The organism is Bartonella sp. CM120XJJH, assembly GCF_042194715.1.
Classification (GTDB): domain Bacteria; phylum Pseudomonadota; class Alphaproteobacteria; order Rhizobiales; family Rhizobiaceae; genus Bartonella.
Genome location: NZ_JBHINE010000003.1, coordinates 95,015 through 112,821 on the forward strand (window position 1 = coordinate 95,015; position 17,807 = coordinate 112,821).

Consider the following 17,807-nt stretch of genomic DNA (forward strand, 5'->3'; position numbering starts at 1 on the left):
ATCATCTTCTTTTAGAATTTTTCAAATAAAAAATATTTGTTTATCTGTTTGGAAAAACAAAATCTTCATTATGATTAAGTTTGCAGGGTCAGGGATAAAGTTTTTGTTTTTTCCAATCGCTATGTTCAACACAATCGCGTGTAAAAAGCAGACGATCATGTAAACGAAATGGGCGATCACACCAGAACTCTATAGAAAGGGGTTTAACACGAAACCCAGACCAATAAGGTGGTCGTGGAATATTGCCTAGAGCATAACGCGCAGTATATTGAGCAATTGCTTTTTCGAGCACAAAACGATTGTCTAAAGGTTGAGATTGTTTAGATGCCCATGCACCAATTCGACTACCACGTGGCCGCGATTGGAAATAGGCATCGGCTTCCTGTTGACTTACTTTTTCAACAATTCCTCTAATTCTGACCTGACGACGGAGCGATTTCCAATGAAACCCTAAGGACGCTTTCATTGATTTTAAAATTTCTTGTCCTTTACAGCTTTCATAATTAGTATAGAAGACAAAGCCTTGGGGACCGTAGTCTTTGAGGAGAACCATACGAACATTAGGGAGTCCTGTTTCGTCAACTGTTGCTAATGCCATAGCATTCGGATCATTTATTTCACTTATCGTTGCCTCTTCAAGCCACTTTGCGAAAAGTTCAAAAGGTTTTTGCATTTGCATAAAATGATCATCTGTTGGTATTTTGTTGCTCATAGTTTCTCCAAATATCAGTGAGCATGGGTGAGGCATTTTCTTATTTATTTTATCATCAAGAAGTTAAATACCATTTTTTCTCATTTTCAAAAAGCCAATGCTATCGTGTATTCCTATGGTAGTTTAATTATTTTTACTTTAGCATAGAATACAATGAGCTATATTAAATAAATATCTCATTTTATCTGGTATTTTAGTTTATTGATAGACATATAAAGAGGAAAGAAGAAATTATTCTCTAGAATAGACTGATAAAGCTATAAAGGATATTGAACAACGTATCCGTTGGTATTTTGAAAACGAAAAAATTGAAAAGAGGGCAATATGCGTGATCCCTACGCGATTTTGGGTGTGGCACGTACCGCAAAATCGCAAGAGATTAAATCGGCATTTAGAAGATTAGCAAAGAAGTATCATCCAGACCATAATAAAGATGATACAAAGGCTAAAGAAAAATTTGCTGAAATTAATCAAGCCTATGAAATTATAGGTGATAAAGATAAAAAGGCACAATTTGACCGCGGTGAAATTGATATGGAAGGAAAACCGCTTTATCAAGCCTATGGTGCTGGTGAAAATTTTAGCAATAAACAAAATCCCTTTTCAGGAAGAGCAAAGGGATTTGATTTTTCCTCTTCAGGTGGTGCAGGTTTTGATGCGAGTGATATTTTTCGGGATCTGTTTGGAGGAGGCGGTAGCTTTTCGAATTCCACACACTATAATCGTCCCCAACAAGGAGCACATGTTCGTGCTAATCTTGCCATAACATTAGAGCAGATGGTTGGCGCAGAAAAGGTGGAAGCTGTTTTTCCAAATGGAAAAAAGTTAAAAATTAAACTTCCAGATTATATTGAAGACGGACAGACTATTCGTTTAAAAGGTCAGGGAGAAGAAGTGCCTCTTGGGCAAGCAGGAGATGCGTTGATAACCATTCAGATTCAAAAACATCCTCGTTTTCGGGTTGAAGGAAGAGCACTCCATCTTGATTTACCAGTTTCTCTTAAACATGCTGTTTTGGGAGCAAAAGAAGAAGTTGAGACGTTGGAGGGACGTGTGGTTTTAACGATTCCTGCTTGGTCAAGTTCTGATCGCGTTTTACGGTTGAAAGGGAAAGGGCTTCGTTTAAAAAATGGAACAAGAGATGATCTTTATGTGCATGTTCGCATTATGTTACCGGAAGGTGAAAATGCCGCGCTAGAACAGTTTTTGCAAATGCAACAAGATTAATTTTAAAATTTTTATATATAAAAGCGTCGTTTTTGTTTGATTTTAAACCAATTGCTTGAAGAAAAAGTTGACCTGTGTCATAGGCAGATGAATAATATTAATTTTAAGTAACAATGGGGCAGTGCTGATGGCTAAGGGTAATGGTTTATTGTACGGTAAGCGTGGTTTAATTTTGGGGTTGGCCAATAATCGCTCCATCGCTTGGGGAATCGCTAAAGCGGCAAGTAGCGCAGGGGCAGAGCTTGCTTTTACTTATCAGGGTGAAGCAATGAAAAAGCGTGTTGAGCCTTTGGCTGAAGAATTAAAGGGGTTTGTGTGTGGACATTGTGATGTTTCTGATAGTGACTCTATTGATACGGTCTTTAGAGAAATAGAGAAGAAATGGGGGAAACTCGATTTTTTAGTTCATGCTATTGGTTTTTCCGATAAAGATGAATTAAGTGGTCGTTATATCGATATAAGCGAATCAAATTTTATGATGACCATGAATATTTCCGTTTATTCCCTAACAGCCCTAACGAAGCGTGCAGAAAAATTGATGCCAGATGGTGGTTCAATCTTGACACTGACCTATTATGGAGCAGAAAAGGTCGTTCCAAATTATAATGTAATGGGGGTTGCCAAAGCAGCTCTTGAAGCGAGCGTGAAATATTTAGCGGTAGATTTAGGTCCTCAAAATATTCGTGTTAATGCTATATCTGCGGGACCAATTAAAACGTTAGCGGCTTCTGGTATTGGTGATTTTCGTTATATTTTAAAATGGAATGAATATAATGCTCCATTACGTCGTACGGTAACAATTGAAGAGGTTGGTGATTCTGCGCTTTATTTTCTTTCAGATTTATCTCGTTCTGTTACCGGTGAAGTCCATCATGTCGATTCGGGTTATAATATTATAGGTATGAAAGCAGTTGATGCACCAGACATTTCTGTCGTTAAAGAATAAAGTTTGGTTTATAGGATTTTATTGGACAGCCGTAATTTGACCAAATTTAAAGTAGCTAAGGGTATTTGGGAGCAAGGAGCTACCTTGTGTATAACGCGCAACATACGTTGTCGTTGTAATATTTGACAGAGAAACGGATCTTTTTTCATGTCGCATAATACATTTGGTCATTTATTTCGTGTAACAACGTGGGGTGAAAGTCATGGTGCTGCTCTTGGTTGTGTCATTGATGGTTGTCCACCTGGAATTATTTTTACTCTTGCAGAAGTTCAAGCTTATCTTGATAAACGCAAACCAGGACAATCAAAATATACAACGCAGCGCCGAGAACCAGATGAAGTAGAAGTTCTTTCCGGAGTTGTTGTTCAAGACGATGGGACAACATTGGTGACAACAGGTACACCAATTTCTCTGTTGATTCGAAACACAGATCAGCGTTCGAAGGATTATAGCTCGATTGCCCATCAGTATCGTCCAGGACATGCGGATTATACTTATGATATTAAATATGGCATTCGTGATTTTCGAGGCGGGGGACGTTCTTCGGCACGGGAGACGGCAGCGCGTGTTGCAGCTGGTGCATTTGCTCGTAAAATCGTTCCTGGATTGATTGTACGAGGAGCAGTGATAGCAATCGGTCCTCATAATATTAATCGTGATCGTTGGGATTGGTCAGAGGTTGATAATAATCCTTTTTTTACAGCTGATGCAGAGATGGTTCACATTTTTAGTGATTATATCAGTAAACTTCGTAAAGAGGGGACATCTGTTGGTGCGGTTGTTGAGATCGTTGCAGAAAATGTTCCGGCAGGTTTAGGAGCCCCTATTTACGCAAAACTTGATCAAGATATTGCTTCGTTACTGATGTCGATTAATGCGGTAAAAGGTGTGGAAATTGGTGATGGTTTTGCGGCAGCCCGCTTGAGAGGAGAAGAAAATGCCGATGAAATGCGAATGGGAAATGATGGAAAACCGCTTTTTTTATCCAATCATGCTGGTGGTATTTTAGGGGGAATATCGAGTGGGCAGCCGATAGTTGCACGTTTTGCTGTAAAGCCTACTTCATCAATTTTAACGCCTCGTCGCTCCATTGATGTTGATGGTCATGATATAGATGTTATAACGAAGGGACGTCATGATCCATGTGTGGGGATTCGCGCTGTTCCTGTTGGTGAAGCGATGGTTGCTTGTGCTATTGCTGACCATTATCTAAGACATCGTGGTCAAGTTGGGTGATTGAGAAGGTGAACAATGGCGTATGATGAAAAAAAAATTGTTTCTGCACTTAAAGCTTTTGAACGCGGTGAAATTGTTGTGGTGACAGATGATGATAACCGTGAAAATGAGGGTGATTTAACTGTTGCTGCAGCGCATTGTACAGAAGAAAAGATGGCGTTTATTCTTCGTCACACAACAGGTATTGTGTGCACACCTATGCCCAAAAAAGAAGCACAACGGTTTAGTCTTTCTCCTATGGTGTCAGATAATAACTCTGTACATGGGACGCAATTTACGGTTACTGTGGATTTTAAACATGGGATAACGACCGGTATTTCCGCACATGATCGCACATTAGCAGTTCATAATCTTGCTAATCCAAATGCAAGCGCGGATGATTTTATTCGTCCAGGACATATTTTCCCTTTGATTGCGCATGAAGGGGGGGTGCTCATGCGTTCAGGTCACACGGAGGCGGCTGTTGATTTATGTAAATTAGCTGGTTTGCCACCCGTTGGTGTTATTGGTGAGTTGGTCAATGATGATGGAAGCGTTAAACATGGCGATCAGATCATGAAATTTGCACAAGAACATCGGCTGCATATTATAACGGTTGCAGATTTAATTGCTTACCGCCAACGTACGGAAATATTGATCAAGCATGTTGGAGAAATGCCTATTGAAACATCTGTAGGGCCCGCTATTATTCAAAGTTATCAACTCCCTTGGGAAGTCGTTCAGCATATTGCAATTGTCTTTGGTGATGTTCGTGAGGGTGAGGATATTCCTGTTCTTTTACATCATGAAGACATTATAAACGACGTTTTTTGTCAACCTTTAGATATCATGGTGATGATGCGGCGTATGATGGAAAAAGAAAAACGTGGCGTATTTATTTATTTGCGTAAAGGATCTGTTATGCAATCAACTATTGATACTCAAAATATGGCAAGGGACAGCTCAGAAAACCATGTGCAGGCGATTGAACGCGAAGAAGAATGGCGCAAAATTGGTTTAGGATCACAAATTTTAAAATATTTAGGAATAGGCTCTGTTATTGTTTATGCTGCTAAAGAGCATCATTATGTAGGTTTAGAAGGTTTTGGAATTCGTATATCCAGAACAGATATTTTTTGAGGTTCATATGAAAAAAGAGATACAAGAGGGGGATATTACGACCTTAAGCTTTGAGCAAGCGCTTAAGCAACTTGAAGCTATTGTCGAAAATTTGGAACGTGGTGATGTGCCTTTGGAACAATCCATTGATATTTATGAACGCGGTGAAGCGCTTAAAAGGCATTGTGAAAAACTCTTAAGAGTTGCTGAAGCTAAAGTTGAAAAAATCCAGCTTTCAGAAGAAGGTTCTCCAGAAGGAGTAGAACCACTTGATTCTAAATAATATTAAATATTTTTGGATCTTTATTGTGAAACTAGGAGATATAATAGCCTTTTTATAGAAAATTAAATTTACTGATTTCTTTTTTATCAAATAAATTAAAAATGAGGAAAATATAGCTCATCTCAATAGAAAAGAGCATTTTTCAGTAAAAAAGATGCAAAACTATAAATTAAGAGTAGAGAAGATGTATTTTTATCGTTGCGTTTTCTTGAGTTAAGATAATAGAAAGGATTTTTTTTGTCTCAGGTCTTAACACCATTGCTTGACCGTGTTTGTTTTCCGCAAGATTTGCGGGCATTGCCTGAGTCTGATTTGGTACAGTTGGCTGATGAGTTGCGGACCGAAACAATTGATGCAGTTTCTGTAACAGGTGGTCATCTTGGGGCGGGACTTGGTGTTGTTGAGCTCACTGTTGCATTACATTATATTTTTAATACACCAGAGGATAGGATTATTTGGGATGTTGGTCATCAAACCTATCCACACAAGATTTTAACGGGGCGTAGAGAAAAAATTCGCACATTACGTCAAGAGGGCGGATTGTCGGGTTTTACAAAACGTTCAGAAAGTGTGTATGATCCATTTGGAGCGGGGCATTCATCTACTTCTATTTCAGCGGGTCTTGGCATGGCGGTGGCAAGTGCTTTGAAAGCAGAGACAAGACGCAATATCATAACTGTCATTGGTGATGGTGCAATGTCTGCGGGTATGGCTTATGAAGCAATGAACAACGCTGGTGCTTTGAATGCACGCTTGATTGTTGTTCTTAATGATAACGATATGTCTATCGCACCACCTACAGGTGCTATGAGTGCACATCTTGCACGATTAGTATCTCGTCCTTCTTATCGTCATTTGCGTGAACGCGTAAAGATGTTGAGCGAAAAATTGCCAAAGTTTTTTTTGGATAAGGCACGTCGTTCAGAGGAATTTGCGCGTGGACTTTTGGTTGGGGGAACTTTATTTGATGAGCTCGGCTTTTATTATGTTGGACCCATAGATGGGCACAATTTGGGGCATTTATTGCCTGTTTTAAAAAATGTTCGTGAATATCCTAATGGTCCTGTTTTGGTACATGTTGTAACCCATAAGGGAAAGGGATATCCACCTGCAGAAGCCTCGTCTGATAAATATCATGGTGTTAATCGTTTTGATGTTACGACAGGAAAACAGGTTAAAGCATCAAGTAATACTCTACCTTATACCAAGGTATTTTCTAAAGCTTTAATAGAAGAAGCTTGTCATGATGATAAGATTGTTGGCATAACAGCGGCGATGCCAACAGGAACGGGCCTTGATGTTTTCGCAGAAAAATTTCCTGAAAAAATGTTTGATGTTGGTATCGCTGAGCAACATGCCGTAACTTTTGCGGCAGGACTTGCTTGTGAAGGGTATAAGCCTTTTGTTGCAATTTATTCTACTTTTTTACAGCGTGCTTATGATCAAATTATTCATGATGTATCAATTCAAAAATTACCAGTACGTTTTGCTATTGACCGAGCGGGTTTTGTGGGGGCAGATGGTGCAACACATGCTGGAAGTTTTGATATTGTTTTTTTGTCCACTCTTCCTGAGTTTGTTGTTATGGCACCTTCTGATGAGCTTGAACTGATGCATATGGTGCGTACAGCTGCAGCTTATGATCAGGGACCAATTTCTTTTCGTTATCCGCGTGGTGAGGGGATTGGTATAGATTTACCGCAACGTGGTGAGTTATTAGAAATTGGAAAAGGGCGTGTTCTGCATGAAGGAAATAAGATCGCTTTGGTTTGTTTTGGAACGCGGATGTCAGAAGTGTTGCAAGCTGCTGATGCGTTAGAGGCTGAAGGATTCTCTACAACGGTTGCAGATGCACGGTTTGCAAAACCTTTAGATAAGGATTTGATGCGTCGTTTGGCACGTGAGCATGAAGTATTGGTGACAATTGAAGAAGGAGCAATCGGTGGATTTGGAGCGCATATATTACAATTTTTAGCGCAAGAAGGGCTCTTAGAGCATGGTTTGAAAGTTCGTACACTAAAACTTCCTGATGAATATTTGAATCATGGTTCACCAGAAAAAGTTCTCTCAACTATCGGGCTTGATGCTATGGGTATTGTCAACACGGTTTTTACTGCTTTAGGCCGCGAGATTCGAACAGGATAAAAAAATCGAGTATGAGATGGCTATCAGAAAAAGACTCGATATTCTTTTAGTTGAAAAAAACTTTTTTACGACACGTTCACGCGCACGTGATGCTATCGTGCGTCAAACTGTTAAAGTTAACGGCGAAATCGTTTTCAAAGCTGGGCAAATCGTTTTTGATGATGCAGAGATTGCTGTTTGTGATCCAGCGCAGAATTATGTTTCTCGGGCAGCGTTAAAATTGATTGCTGCACTTGATGCATTTCCGATTATAACAGATAAAGTGACGGCCATTGATGTTGGTGCGTCCACAGGTGGTTTTACACAAGTTCTCTTAGAGCGTGGATCAGCTCATGTAATTGCCGTTGATGTTGGGCACCATCAATTTGATAAACGCTTATTGGGCAACAGTGCTATAACGTTATTAGAAGGCTTGAATGTTAGAGATTTTCAACAGAAACATTTAGGCGGGCGAGAAATTGATCTTATCGTTTCAGATGTTAGCTTCATCTCTCTCAAACTTGCATTGCCTCCTGTTTTGTCTTTAGCCAAAAAGGGCGCCCAAGCTGTTTTACTGGTAAAGCCTCAGTTTGAGCTTGGTCGTAAACACTTTAGTAAGAGAGGAATATTAAATCCATCAATAGCTAAAGAAACTGCTGAGGCGCTTTTTGTTTGGTTAAATACACAAACAGGGTGGTGTTCAAAAGGTCTAATTTCTTCCCCTATTACAGGTGGAGATGGCAACGTGGAATATTTACTATTTGGAGAAAAACAAGAGTGAATGACAATGTCATAATCGACCATATCGTAGCAAATGGTTATGGTACTGCTAAGACGTCTCACGGCTTCGTTTATGTTCCTTTTACTTTACCAGGAGAGTGTGCTGAAATTACTGTTCATGGAAAATATGCAACATATATAGCATTAAAAGAAAAATCATCAGAACGCGTTGATGCTCTTTGTCAGCATTTTGGAGAATGTGGAGGGTGTACTCTTCAGCATTGGCATATGGATGCTTATCGCGTATGGAAACAACAATTGGTTGTTGATGCGCTTAAAAAGTATGGACTTAATAATGTTGTTGCGCCTTTAATAGAATGTAAACCTTATAGCCGACGGCGGATTACTCTAACAGCATCCATGACACCACAGGGGCAAAAAGTTGGTTTTAACCGTTATCTCTCTCATGAGATTGTAGCTCTTGAGGAATGTCCAGTAAGCCGTCCAGAGCTTATCTCTCAGTTGCATAATATCAGAGAGCTCTGTGCTTTTCTAAGCAGCTCTGCCAAACGGTTTCATGTTACGATAACATGTGTTGAAAATGGTTTAGATGTTGCTTTAAGCGGTTGCATTGTACATCATGAATCACTTCGTCAGAAAATGATCAGTGCTGCTCTTTCATATGGAATTATACGTTTATCTGTTGACGGTGAAGTTTTAGTTGAACGAGAAAAACCAGAGATTTACTTTGGAGATGTCCGTGTTGAATTTCCTTCTGGTGGTTTTCTTCAAGCAACGTGCGAAGCTGAAAATATAATGGGCAATATTATTTTGACTCATTTAAAAAAAACAAAGAATGCTGTTGATTTGTTTTCAGGGGTAGGAACATTTACCTTGCGTATGGCAAAAAAGATGAATGTTCATGCAGTAGAAAACAATGAAGATGCATTAAGAAATCTAAATACAGCAGCACGTTTTGCGACCGGTTTAAAAACGGTCACTTGTGAAAAACGTGATCTTTTCCGACATCCACTTTCTGTAAAGGAACTTGAATGTTTTGAGTGTGTAGTTTTTGACCCTCCACGCGCTGGTGCAGAGAAACAAGTACGTGAATTAGCAAAGGCAACAGTATCTCGTATTGTGGCAATTTCCTGTAATCCTACTACATTTGCTCGTGATTTATCTCTCCTTGTTGCAGGGGGGTATACAGTAGAAAAGATCATACCGATTGATCAATTTTTATGGTCACCACATGTCGAAATTGTTGCTGTTTTGAGCAAAAAGAAAAAAAAGAAAGGTTGGAAGTTTTAGCCTAAAATTTTTTTAATGCCATGAAGATTTTTTTAAAAGTTTACTTGAGTATTATTATAAAAATCTCTCCAAAATTTATCTACAGTAATAACCTTTTTCTCATTGAATTAAGAGCACTGAATGTAAAAAATGTTTTTTATTTTAAACTTTTTTATTATGAAATATAAGAGATAAGTTACCCCACACAAAAGACTAAGGTCTTATGAAGAAGATGTATCTAACCAAACCGGTGCCCTCATTACATTTGCCATCTCCCGATGTTTCTAAAATTCTTGGTACTTGAGAAGGTTCATAAGAGGAATCTTTAGTCCTTTCTTGTACAGTTTTTATCCATATAACTCTCTCCGCTTGTAACGTACAAACGAATGATTTTGATTGATTCAACAGATACAGATTTGAAATGAGAAAATCTTATGGTATTCAAGGTTCTAATGCAATACGAACAACGGTAGATTATCTTTATAAATCAATTCACTGTAAAGCCCCCCACAAAATTGTCGTAATAGATCAGAAGGAGGCAATATTGGGGAGAAATGAGAAAGCTCATTCCTTTATAAGCGCAGTTCCACCGATTGTCATATTATTGATTCGAAGATGAGGTTGACCGACACCAACAGGGACATTTTGTCCAGCTTTTCCACACATACCGATACCATTATCAAGTTTACTATCATTACCAATCATTGTAATACGTTTCATAGCATCCGGTCCATTTCCAATAAGAGTTGCGCCTTTGATTGGTGCGCCAATTTTACCATTTTCTACTCGGTATGCTTCAGTACATTCAAAGACGAATTTTCCAGAAGTAATATCAACTTGTCCTCCACCAAATGAAACAGCATAGATACCATGTTTGAGAGAAGAAAGGATTTCTTCAGGTGTTTTATCACCTCCTAGCATGATTGTATTGGTCATTCGTGGCATTGGTGCATAAGCATAAGATTCACGCCGTCCATTTCCTGTTGATTTACCCCCCATAAGCCGTGCATTAAGCCTGTCTTGCATAAAACCAACGAGCTTTCCATCTTCAATGAGAACGTTATATCCTGAAGGGGTTCCCTCATCATCGACAGTGAGAGAGCCACGACATTGTGGAATTGTTCCATCATCAACAACTGTAACACCTTTTGCCGCAACTTGTTGTCCTAAAAGTCCAGCAAAAGCGGATGTTTTTTTACGGTTAAAGTCACCTTCTAAACCATGACCTACGGCTTCATGGAGCATAACACCAGGCCATCCATTGGCTAAGACAACATCAAAAGATCCAGCAGGCGCTGCTTCTGCTTCTAAATTTGTTAAAGCCATACGTAAGGCTTCATCCGCAGCTTTTTTCCAATTGTCTTCATGAATAAATTGGCTAAATGCTTGTCGCCCTCCACACCCATAAAAACCATTTTCACGTCGATTGCCTTCAGCTACGACTACAGATATAGAAAGTCGCACAAGGGGACGAATATCACGAACCAAATAACCATCTGCACGTAAAATTTCAACATGTTGTAACGAGCCGGAAAGAGAAACAGTCACTTGATGCAATTTATCATTTTTAGCACGTAAATAGGCATCAATTTTTTGCAAAAGAGCACTTTTTTCTTCAAATGATGGAGCATCAAGGGGATTCTGCGGTTGGTAAAGTCTCTTGTTTGTTTGTTGAGGTGCTATGCTATAAGTTCCTGTATGATTATTATAGGTGACAGCTTTAGCTGCTTCACCGGCACGTTTTAGTGCAGCTGCTGATAACTCATTAGAATGCGCATATCCAGTAGCCTCTCCAGCAACAACGCGTAGTCCAAATCCCATATCTTGATGAAATGAGCCGTTTTTAAGTTGTCCATTATCAAATAAAAGAGCTTCGCTTTCTGTATACTCAAGGTAAAGCTCACCATCATCTGCATGATGAAGCGTTTCCTGTACCAGTGATTGCACTTTAGAGGAAGCAATATCAAAATGATCAATCAGCGATTTCATAAGAATTATCCTATTTTTATGGGGACTTAGAAGATTTTTATTAATCTAATTTAAGAAGCGTTCAAAATAAACGATGAGATTTTAATCGTTTAAAGTGTATCGATTTTATTCATGTCGGTAAGGTTGCATAGGCGTCACCAAGACCATGAAGGTCAACAAAACCTCCAATCCCTTGTTCAGGAGTTGTAAAGATAAAATAGGTTGCCATTTTTCCTTTTAAAAAGAGCTGCAATATGTCTTCTTTAAGAAAGGCTTCAGCAACACAATTATCACCAAGACAACGACGATATTCCATTCTGCCCATATTTTTATCGTCAATTTTAATTCCAACGCCAGGGCGTAATTCGACGCGAATCGGAACAAAAACACGCATCAAAGCACCTTGCTTTTGAGGAAGTTTATAAAATGTAACGCGCAAGGTAATATCATGACGACCTTGTGTATGAACGTTTTGTACAACTTCACACTGCATGTTAGGTGTACCTGGTGGTAGAGAACAAACTTTTGTCCATGCACCATAGGTTTGTGGAGCAGGAACATTTTGCGCATAGGGTGTTTGTGCAAATACATGACTGATAAAACTATTATAAAATGTGTAAAAAACAACACCAATAAAAAAAGTTTTTTTGAGTAATTTATAAAGTATCACAGAAAATCCTATCCGACTCAACACCCACAACCATGCATAGATTTACATAAAAAATGAATTCCCTATAAAAAAACTATAACACAAAATCAGTATTTACCCAAATATATTAATCCATAGGATATATTTTTATGATACATTTGCAATGTAGGAGAGCATGTTGATTGAAAAAATGTATTTTCGTTGCCAATATTTCTATCTATTTTTAGGAGATATGTGCGAAAGAGGTATTTCATATTTTCTCAAAAATACGATTGGTCTTAATTGGTTATTTCCATACGCTAGATAATATTTGTCAGATAATATTGGTTTGTGAATGACAGAAATGGAAAAGGGCTTTGAGCGGAATGTCAGTTTCAGGAGAGTTATCGGTTGTGAATGGTAAATCAACGCCACCAAAATCCGGTATTGGTGATTATATCACACTATTAAAGCCACGTGTTATGTCTCTTGTGGTCTTTACAGCTCTGGTTGGTTTGCTTGTATCGCCTGTTCCTATCAATCCATTGTATGGTTTTTTAGCGATTTTATGTATTGCCATCGGTGGTGGTGGTGCGGGAGCATTGAATATGTGGTATGATGCTGACATTGATGCCGTGATGGAACGGACCAAAAAGCGTCCTATTCCTATGGGTAAAATCAGTTCCCGAAAAGCATTTATTTTTGGCATGGTTCTTTCTATGCTTTCGGTATTGGTTATGGGGAGTTTCATTAATTGGTTTGCAGCATTTTTTCTTGCGTTTACGATTTTCTTTTATGTCGTCATCTATACAATTTGGTTAAAGCGTATCACACCACAAAATATTGTTATTGGTGGTGCTTCTGGGGCTTTTCCACCAATGATTGGATGGGCCGCGACAACAGGAACAGTGAGTATTGATAGCTTTTTATTATTTTTAATCATTTTTATGTGGACCCCCCCTCATTTTTGGGCTCTTTCTTTATTTTCATCTCTTGATTATGAGGCTGCCGGTATCCCTATGATGCCCAATGTACGAGGTGAACATTCAACAAAAAAACAGATTTTATTTTATACTATTTTGATGGCATTATGCGCTGTTGCTCCTTGCTTTACTGGTCTTGGCGGAATTTTTTATGGTATTTTTTCAATAATTTTAAGCATTATCTTTGTCTATTTTGCCTATCGTTTGTGGAAAACTGATACACATAATGAAACTATTTTGATGGCAAAAAAACTGTTTTTCTTTTCATTACTTTATTTGGCAGCTATCTTTGGAGTTCTTTTGATTGAATCTCTTGTTTGGTATTTTATCGCTCTTTAGTTTTGTGAAATGAAAAAGCAAATTTTAAAAGAGCTTTGCTGCAAGAAAATGTCGTAAGAAAATGCGATAGAGTGTGTTCTTATGCAAAAGATGCTATTGCCAGTTTTTTTACATTGCTTATTCGTGTATAATGACCGGTTATTTGAATATATAGCTAACACTATAGAAATTAAGGATGATTTATGTCTGGACTTCCCCCTTTAACGATACGTCTTTGTGGTCCACGTGGATTTTGTGCAGGGGTTGATCGTGCTATCCAGATTGTTCTCCTTGCATTAAAAAAATATGGTGTTCCAGTATATGTTCGTCATGAAATTGTACACAACCGTTACGTGGTCGAGGGATTACAGCAACGGGGAGCTATTTTTGTCGAAGAACTTAATGAGATTCCAGAAGAACATCGCAATCAACCGGTTGTTTTTTCTGCTCATGGTGTACCAAAATCTGTTTCAGAAGAAGCGCAATGCTATAATTTGTTTTATCTCGACGCAACATGTCCATTGGTTTCGAAAGTTCATAAACAAGCGATACGACATCAACGTCATGGTCGTCATGTTATATTGATTGGTCATGCTGGTCATCCTGAGGTGATAGGGACAATGGGACAGCTTGAAGAAGGGGCTGTAACGCTTATTGAAACGATAGAAGATGCTTTGCATTATCAACCTAATGATCCAGATAAATTAGGATTTGTTACACAAACAACGCTTTCTGTTGAAGATACTGCAGGAATTCTCGATATATTACAACAACGTTTCCCTACATTAGCAGCTCCAGCGGCTGAATCAATTTGCTATGCTACAACGAATCGACAAGACGCGGTTAAGGCAGCAGCAAAGGGGAGTGATTTGTTTTTGATTGTTGGAGCGCCAAATTCTTCTAATTCACGACGTTTAGTAGAGGTTGCCGAAAAGTCTGGTGCGCGGCAAGCTATTTTAGTTCAGCGCGCTGATGAAATTAATTTTGAAAACCTAAAAGCTCTTTCTATTGTCAGTCTTTCAGCAGGGGCTTCGGCTCCTGAAATTATTATTGATGAAATTATTTCCGCATTTCGTGAGCGTTATGATGTCACAATAGAATTAGCTGAAACAGCGGTGGAAACGGAAAAATTTTTAGTGAGTCGCGAATTACGTGACGTCATTTTAACGTCTCAAGATATGGCTTTCGTCAATGGTCAAGCAAATAATGCAAAAAATCAGAATACAGACATATCTACAACGAAAGCAGAATAATGGCCGTTTATACAGATATTCATTTAAATGATTTAAAAGTGTTTTTAACACGTTATGCAATAGGATCACTTTTGTCTTATCAAGGTATAGAGGAGGGGATTGAAAATTCTAATTTTATGTTAGAGACAACACAAGGGCGATTTATTTTAACGCTTTATGAAAAGCGTATTTCAAAAGATGATTTACCTTTTTTTTGTCGCTTGATGCAGCATTTAGGGCAGCGTGGAATTCCTTGTCCTCAACCAGTTATTCAAAATAATGGAATGATGATCTGTGAACTAGCAGGACGCCCTGCCGCTATTATTACTTTTCTGGAAGGAGAGTGGGTCCGCCAGCCCAATATAGATCATTGTGGTGAAGTGGGGACGGGGCTCGCACAATTGCATTTAGCAGGACAGGATTTTACACTCAGTCGTAAAAATACTCTTTCTGTTATGGATTGGCAGGTATTGTGGCAACGTTGTCAAACCAAAGAAGATGCATTGTTAAAAGAATTTGGACAAAAAATTGAGTCGGAATTGGCTTTTTTACAGGAAAATTGGCCATTCAATTTACCAATAGGCATTATTCATGCAGATTTATTTAATGATAACGTCTTTTTTGTGAATCATCGTCTTTCTGGAATAATAGATTTCTATTTTGCTTGTAATGACTTTTTTGCTTATGATTTAGCGATCTGTTTAAATGCTTGGTGCTTTGAACCTGATCATTCCTATAATCTTACCAAAGCACGTAAGTTATTGGAAAATTATCAAAAAATAAGACCATTGATCCCTTTAGAATTGGACAAGATTGTTTTATTAGCTCGTGGTGCGTCTTTGCGTTTCTTACTCACACGTCTTTATGATTGGTTTAATACACCGCCTAATAGCTTTGTTATTAAGAAAGATCCATGGGAGTATTGGCACAAGCTTTGTTTTTTCAGTAATGTAAATTCGCTAAGTGAATTAGGTTTTTAAATTTTATGGCAACTCAACAAAAAATCGTTGAAATTTATACAGATGGTGCTTGCTCAGGGAACCCTGGAATTGGAGGTTGGGGAGCAATTTTACGCTGGAATGGCCATGAACGTGAGCTTTATGGTGGTAAGGTTCATACGACAAACAATCAAATGGAACTCATGGCGGCAATTTGTGCATTAAAGGCGCTTAAAGAGCCTTGTTTGGTCGACCTTTATACAGACTCAGTTTATGTGCGTAACGGTATATCTAAGTGGATTGAAGATTGGAAAAAGAATAATTGGCGTACCGCATCAAAAAATCCTGTTAAAAATATGGAGCTATGGCAAGCTCTTGAGGATGCTAGTTCTTGTCATACAGTCAGATGGCACTGGGTAAAAGGGCATGCGGGACATCCAGAAAATGAACGCGCAGATACCCTTGCTCGCAAAGCAATTACTCAATATCGCGAAAATGGACGTTTTCCAGCATAATTGCTGTTTGAGAGCTTTTTTCTTTTATCACGGAGTTGCAAGAGGGTTTGGCTGTGTATGGAATATGAATGTTCCACTTAAGGCGTGGTCTTTAAAAGAAACTGTATAAAAAATTTTTTGGTTTATTTCTTCTGGTGCAAAATAGAGTGGAGCACTGAAGAGTGTATATTCTGCGTTATCACTGACTTTTTTTGCTGCTCCAATTTGCATTTCTCCTCCATCTAAAAAGAGAGCGGAAGGAGTGGTTTTGTTGTTATTTTGTATTTTTATAAGAAGCGTACTGTTATTTTTTTCGGCACTTATTTTTAGTGCATTCTGCATCATGCGGGGCAAAGAATCTTGGGCATTTTTTAAGAAGGAAGCAGGAAGATGTTTATTTTTAAGAGCAGATGGCGAAAAATCAAAGTTAACAGTAAATGGAAGACAGATTTTATTACATAATCCAAGAGTGAAAGCACCACTTAAATTTTTGCTTGAACCAGAAAGATTGAAGGGCAATATTACTTTATCTTTGTAGCCTAATGACCAATCATTTTCTGTTTCAAAAAGCTGTGGAGTAGGATAAAAGATTTCATAAGAAACCTGTTGATTGAAATTAAAAAACGGTGCCATGCCAGAATTACCTGGATTACGCCAGTAAGTTTTCCATCCTGGTTTAAGAACAATCTCAATAATGCCTTCTCTTATTCCAGAAAGAGAAGGTTCAGTGATCGCTAATCGGATACGACCACCATCTGATTCATACCAAGATGTTGCGAAAAGCTGGAGTTTTTGTTCTGTTTGAGCATTTACAGGAATGTTAAGTAATTCTAAAACTATGAATGTTAAGCTTAAAGTAATGAAAAGCTTTTTATAAAAGAAAGTTGCGATATTTTGTAAATTTTTAAATATATAACTTTTTTTCATTGGAGTTTTATTTTCCTAGTGTGCTAAATGAACAAACTTTTATCATGTAAATTATGGAGAATAACAGATTAATGAAGCGGTGTAATGGCTTTTTAGGTGGACAATTACTCATAGCAATGCCTGGAATGAATGACAAACGCTTTATTCGTTCTGTTATTTATATTTGTGCGCATTCTGATGCCGGTGCGATGGGCATTATTCTCAATCAATTGCATCATATTGATTTTCCAGAGCTTTTGCTTCATTTGGGAATCATAGACAGTGGCCAAAAAAAAAGCCTTTCTGAACCAATAAAACAGTTTCCAGTTCGCTATGGTGGTCCTGTTGATCCTTCGCGTGGTTTTGTCCTTCATTCAGATGATTATGCTTGTGAAGAAACTGTTTTTATTGCAGATAAGGTCTGTTTTACTGCGACAATTGATATATTAAAAGCAATCAGTTGCGAACAAGGTCCGCAACATGCACTGGTAGCATTAGGCTATGCTGGATGGAAAGCGGGGCAACTTGAGGCAGAAATTTCTACAAATGGTTGGCTCATCAGTTCTACATCACCTAGTTTTCTTTTTGAAAGCGATTTAAGCTGCAAGTATGATAAGAGTTTAACACGTATGGGTATCGATCCAACTTATCTTGCTTCTGAAATGGGACACGCGTAGAGTTTTTTCTAAGCTTTTTAACTTTAT

The 17,807-nt window shown here is 38.3% G+C and carries 17 protein-coding genes; 13 read left to right on the forward strand and 4 right to left on the reverse strand.

Annotated elements, in window-relative coordinates; translation table 11 throughout:
* Positions 1 to 88 precede the first annotated feature (88 nt).
* A complete protein-coding gene (gene pdxH / locus ACFIKU_RS02250) occupies positions 89 to 712 on the reverse strand; it encodes a pyridoxamine 5'-phosphate oxidase (RefSeq protein ID WP_375656555.1) in 624 nt (207 codons plus the stop codon).
* 324 nt (positions 713 to 1,036) lie between these two features.
* Between pdxH and ACFIKU_RS02255 the strand changes: the two genes are divergently transcribed.
* From ACFIKU_RS02255 to ACFIKU_RS02290, 8 genes are all read left to right on the forward strand, one after another.
* Positions 1,037 to 1,939 (forward strand): DnaJ C-terminal domain-containing protein, encoded by a 903-nt coding sequence (locus ACFIKU_RS02255; protein WP_375656556.1) that lies wholly within the window; start codon positions 1,037 to 1,039, stop codon positions 1,937 to 1,939.
* Positions 1,940 to 2,066: 127 nt separating this feature from the next.
* Positions 2,067 to 2,885: an enoyl-ACP reductase FabI gene (gene fabI / locus ACFIKU_RS02260; protein WP_375656557.1), complete on the forward strand. Its 819-nt coding sequence runs from the start codon at positions 2,067 to 2,069 to the stop codon at positions 2,883 to 2,885.
* A gap of 147 nt (positions 2,886 to 3,032) precedes the next feature.
* On the forward strand, positions 3,033 to 4,121 hold the full coding sequence (gene aroC / locus ACFIKU_RS02265; RefSeq protein WP_375656558.1) for a chorismate synthase: 1,089 nt from the start codon (positions 3,033 to 3,035) through the stop codon (positions 4,119 to 4,121).
* Positions 4,122 to 4,136: 15 nt separating this feature from the next.
* Positions 4,137 to 5,240, forward strand: a complete 1,104-nt coding sequence (gene ribB, locus ACFIKU_RS02270; protein WP_375656559.1) for a 3,4-dihydroxy-2-butanone-4-phosphate synthase — start codon at positions 4,137 to 4,139, stop codon at positions 5,238 to 5,240.
* Between the two features lie 7 nt (positions 5,241 to 5,247).
* Positions 5,248 to 5,502, forward strand: coding sequence for an exodeoxyribonuclease VII small subunit (locus ACFIKU_RS02275; RefSeq protein ID WP_375656560.1), 255 nt, complete (start codon positions 5,248 to 5,250; stop codon positions 5,500 to 5,502).
* Between the two features lie 237 nt (positions 5,503 to 5,739).
* Entirely contained in the window at positions 5,740 to 7,647 is a 1,908-nt protein-coding gene (gene dxs, locus ACFIKU_RS02280) for a 1-deoxy-D-xylulose-5-phosphate synthase (protein WP_375656561.1), read from the forward strand.
* 16 nt (positions 7,648 to 7,663) lie between these two features.
* On the forward strand, positions 7,664 to 8,407 hold the full coding sequence (locus ACFIKU_RS02285; RefSeq protein WP_375641953.1) for a TlyA family RNA methyltransferase: 744 nt from the start codon (positions 7,664 to 7,666) through the stop codon (positions 8,405 to 8,407).
* Entirely contained in the window at positions 8,404 to 9,657 is a 1,254-nt protein-coding gene (locus ACFIKU_RS02290) for a class I SAM-dependent RNA methyltransferase (protein WP_375641954.1), read from the forward strand. Before ACFIKU_RS02285 ends, ACFIKU_RS02290 begins: the two co-directional genes overlap by 4 nt.
* A gap of 543 nt (positions 9,658 to 10,200) precedes the next feature.
* On the opposite strand, the gene tldD is transcribed toward ACFIKU_RS02290, so the two are convergent.
* Together tldD and ACFIKU_RS02300 are read right to left on the reverse strand one after the other, a co-directional pair.
* On the reverse strand, positions 10,201 to 11,625 hold the full coding sequence (gene tldD, locus ACFIKU_RS02295) for a metalloprotease TldD (protein ID WP_375656562.1): 1,425 nt from the start codon (positions 11,623 to 11,625) through the stop codon (positions 10,201 to 10,203).
* A gap of 109 nt (positions 11,626 to 11,734) precedes the next feature.
* The gene (locus tag ACFIKU_RS02300) at positions 11,735 to 12,274 is read right to left on the reverse strand and encodes an invasion associated locus B family protein (RefSeq protein ID WP_375641956.1); all 540 of its coding nucleotides are present in this window, start codon (positions 12,272 to 12,274) and stop codon (positions 11,735 to 11,737) included.
* Positions 12,275 to 12,618: 344 nt separating this feature from the next.
* Between ACFIKU_RS02300 and cyoE the strand changes: the two genes are divergently transcribed.
* The 4 genes from cyoE (at position 12,619) to rnhA (ending at position 16,218) form a co-directional block, all read left to right on the forward strand.
* Positions 12,619 to 13,554: a heme o synthase gene (gene cyoE / locus ACFIKU_RS02305; RefSeq protein WP_375641985.1), complete on the forward strand. Its 936-nt coding sequence runs from the start codon at positions 12,619 to 12,621 to the stop codon at positions 13,552 to 13,554.
* A 182-nt stretch (positions 13,555 to 13,736) separates the two neighbouring features.
* Positions 13,737 to 14,786: a 4-hydroxy-3-methylbut-2-enyl diphosphate reductase gene (ispH, locus tag ACFIKU_RS02310; protein WP_375641957.1), complete on the forward strand. Its 1,050-nt coding sequence runs from the start codon at positions 13,737 to 13,739 to the stop codon at positions 14,784 to 14,786.
* On the forward strand, positions 14,786 to 15,745 hold the full coding sequence (locus tag ACFIKU_RS02315) for a homoserine kinase (protein WP_375656563.1): 960 nt from the start codon (positions 14,786 to 14,788) through the stop codon (positions 15,743 to 15,745). The genes ispH and ACFIKU_RS02315 overlap by 1 nt, the downstream gene beginning before the upstream one ends.
* A gap of 5 nt (positions 15,746 to 15,750) precedes the next feature.
* On the forward strand, positions 15,751 to 16,218 hold the full coding sequence (gene rnhA / locus ACFIKU_RS02320; RefSeq protein ID WP_273722978.1) for a ribonuclease HI: 468 nt from the start codon (positions 15,751 to 15,753) through the stop codon (positions 16,216 to 16,218).
* 27 nt (positions 16,219 to 16,245) lie between these two features.
* Here rnhA and ACFIKU_RS02325 read toward each other — a convergent pair whose 3' ends face one another.
* Positions 16,246 to 17,124: a protein-disulfide reductase DsbD domain-containing protein gene (locus ACFIKU_RS02325; protein WP_375656564.1), complete on the reverse strand. Its 879-nt coding sequence runs from the start codon at positions 17,122 to 17,124 to the stop codon at positions 16,246 to 16,248.
* Between the two features lie 71 nt (positions 17,125 to 17,195).
* Here ACFIKU_RS02325 and ACFIKU_RS02330 point away from each other — a divergent pair, with 71 nt between their 5' ends.
* On the forward strand, positions 17,196 to 17,780 hold the full coding sequence (locus tag ACFIKU_RS02330; protein WP_375656565.1) for a YqgE/AlgH family protein: 585 nt from the start codon (positions 17,196 to 17,198) through the stop codon (positions 17,778 to 17,780).
* Positions 17,781 to 17,807: the final 27 nt, after the last annotated feature.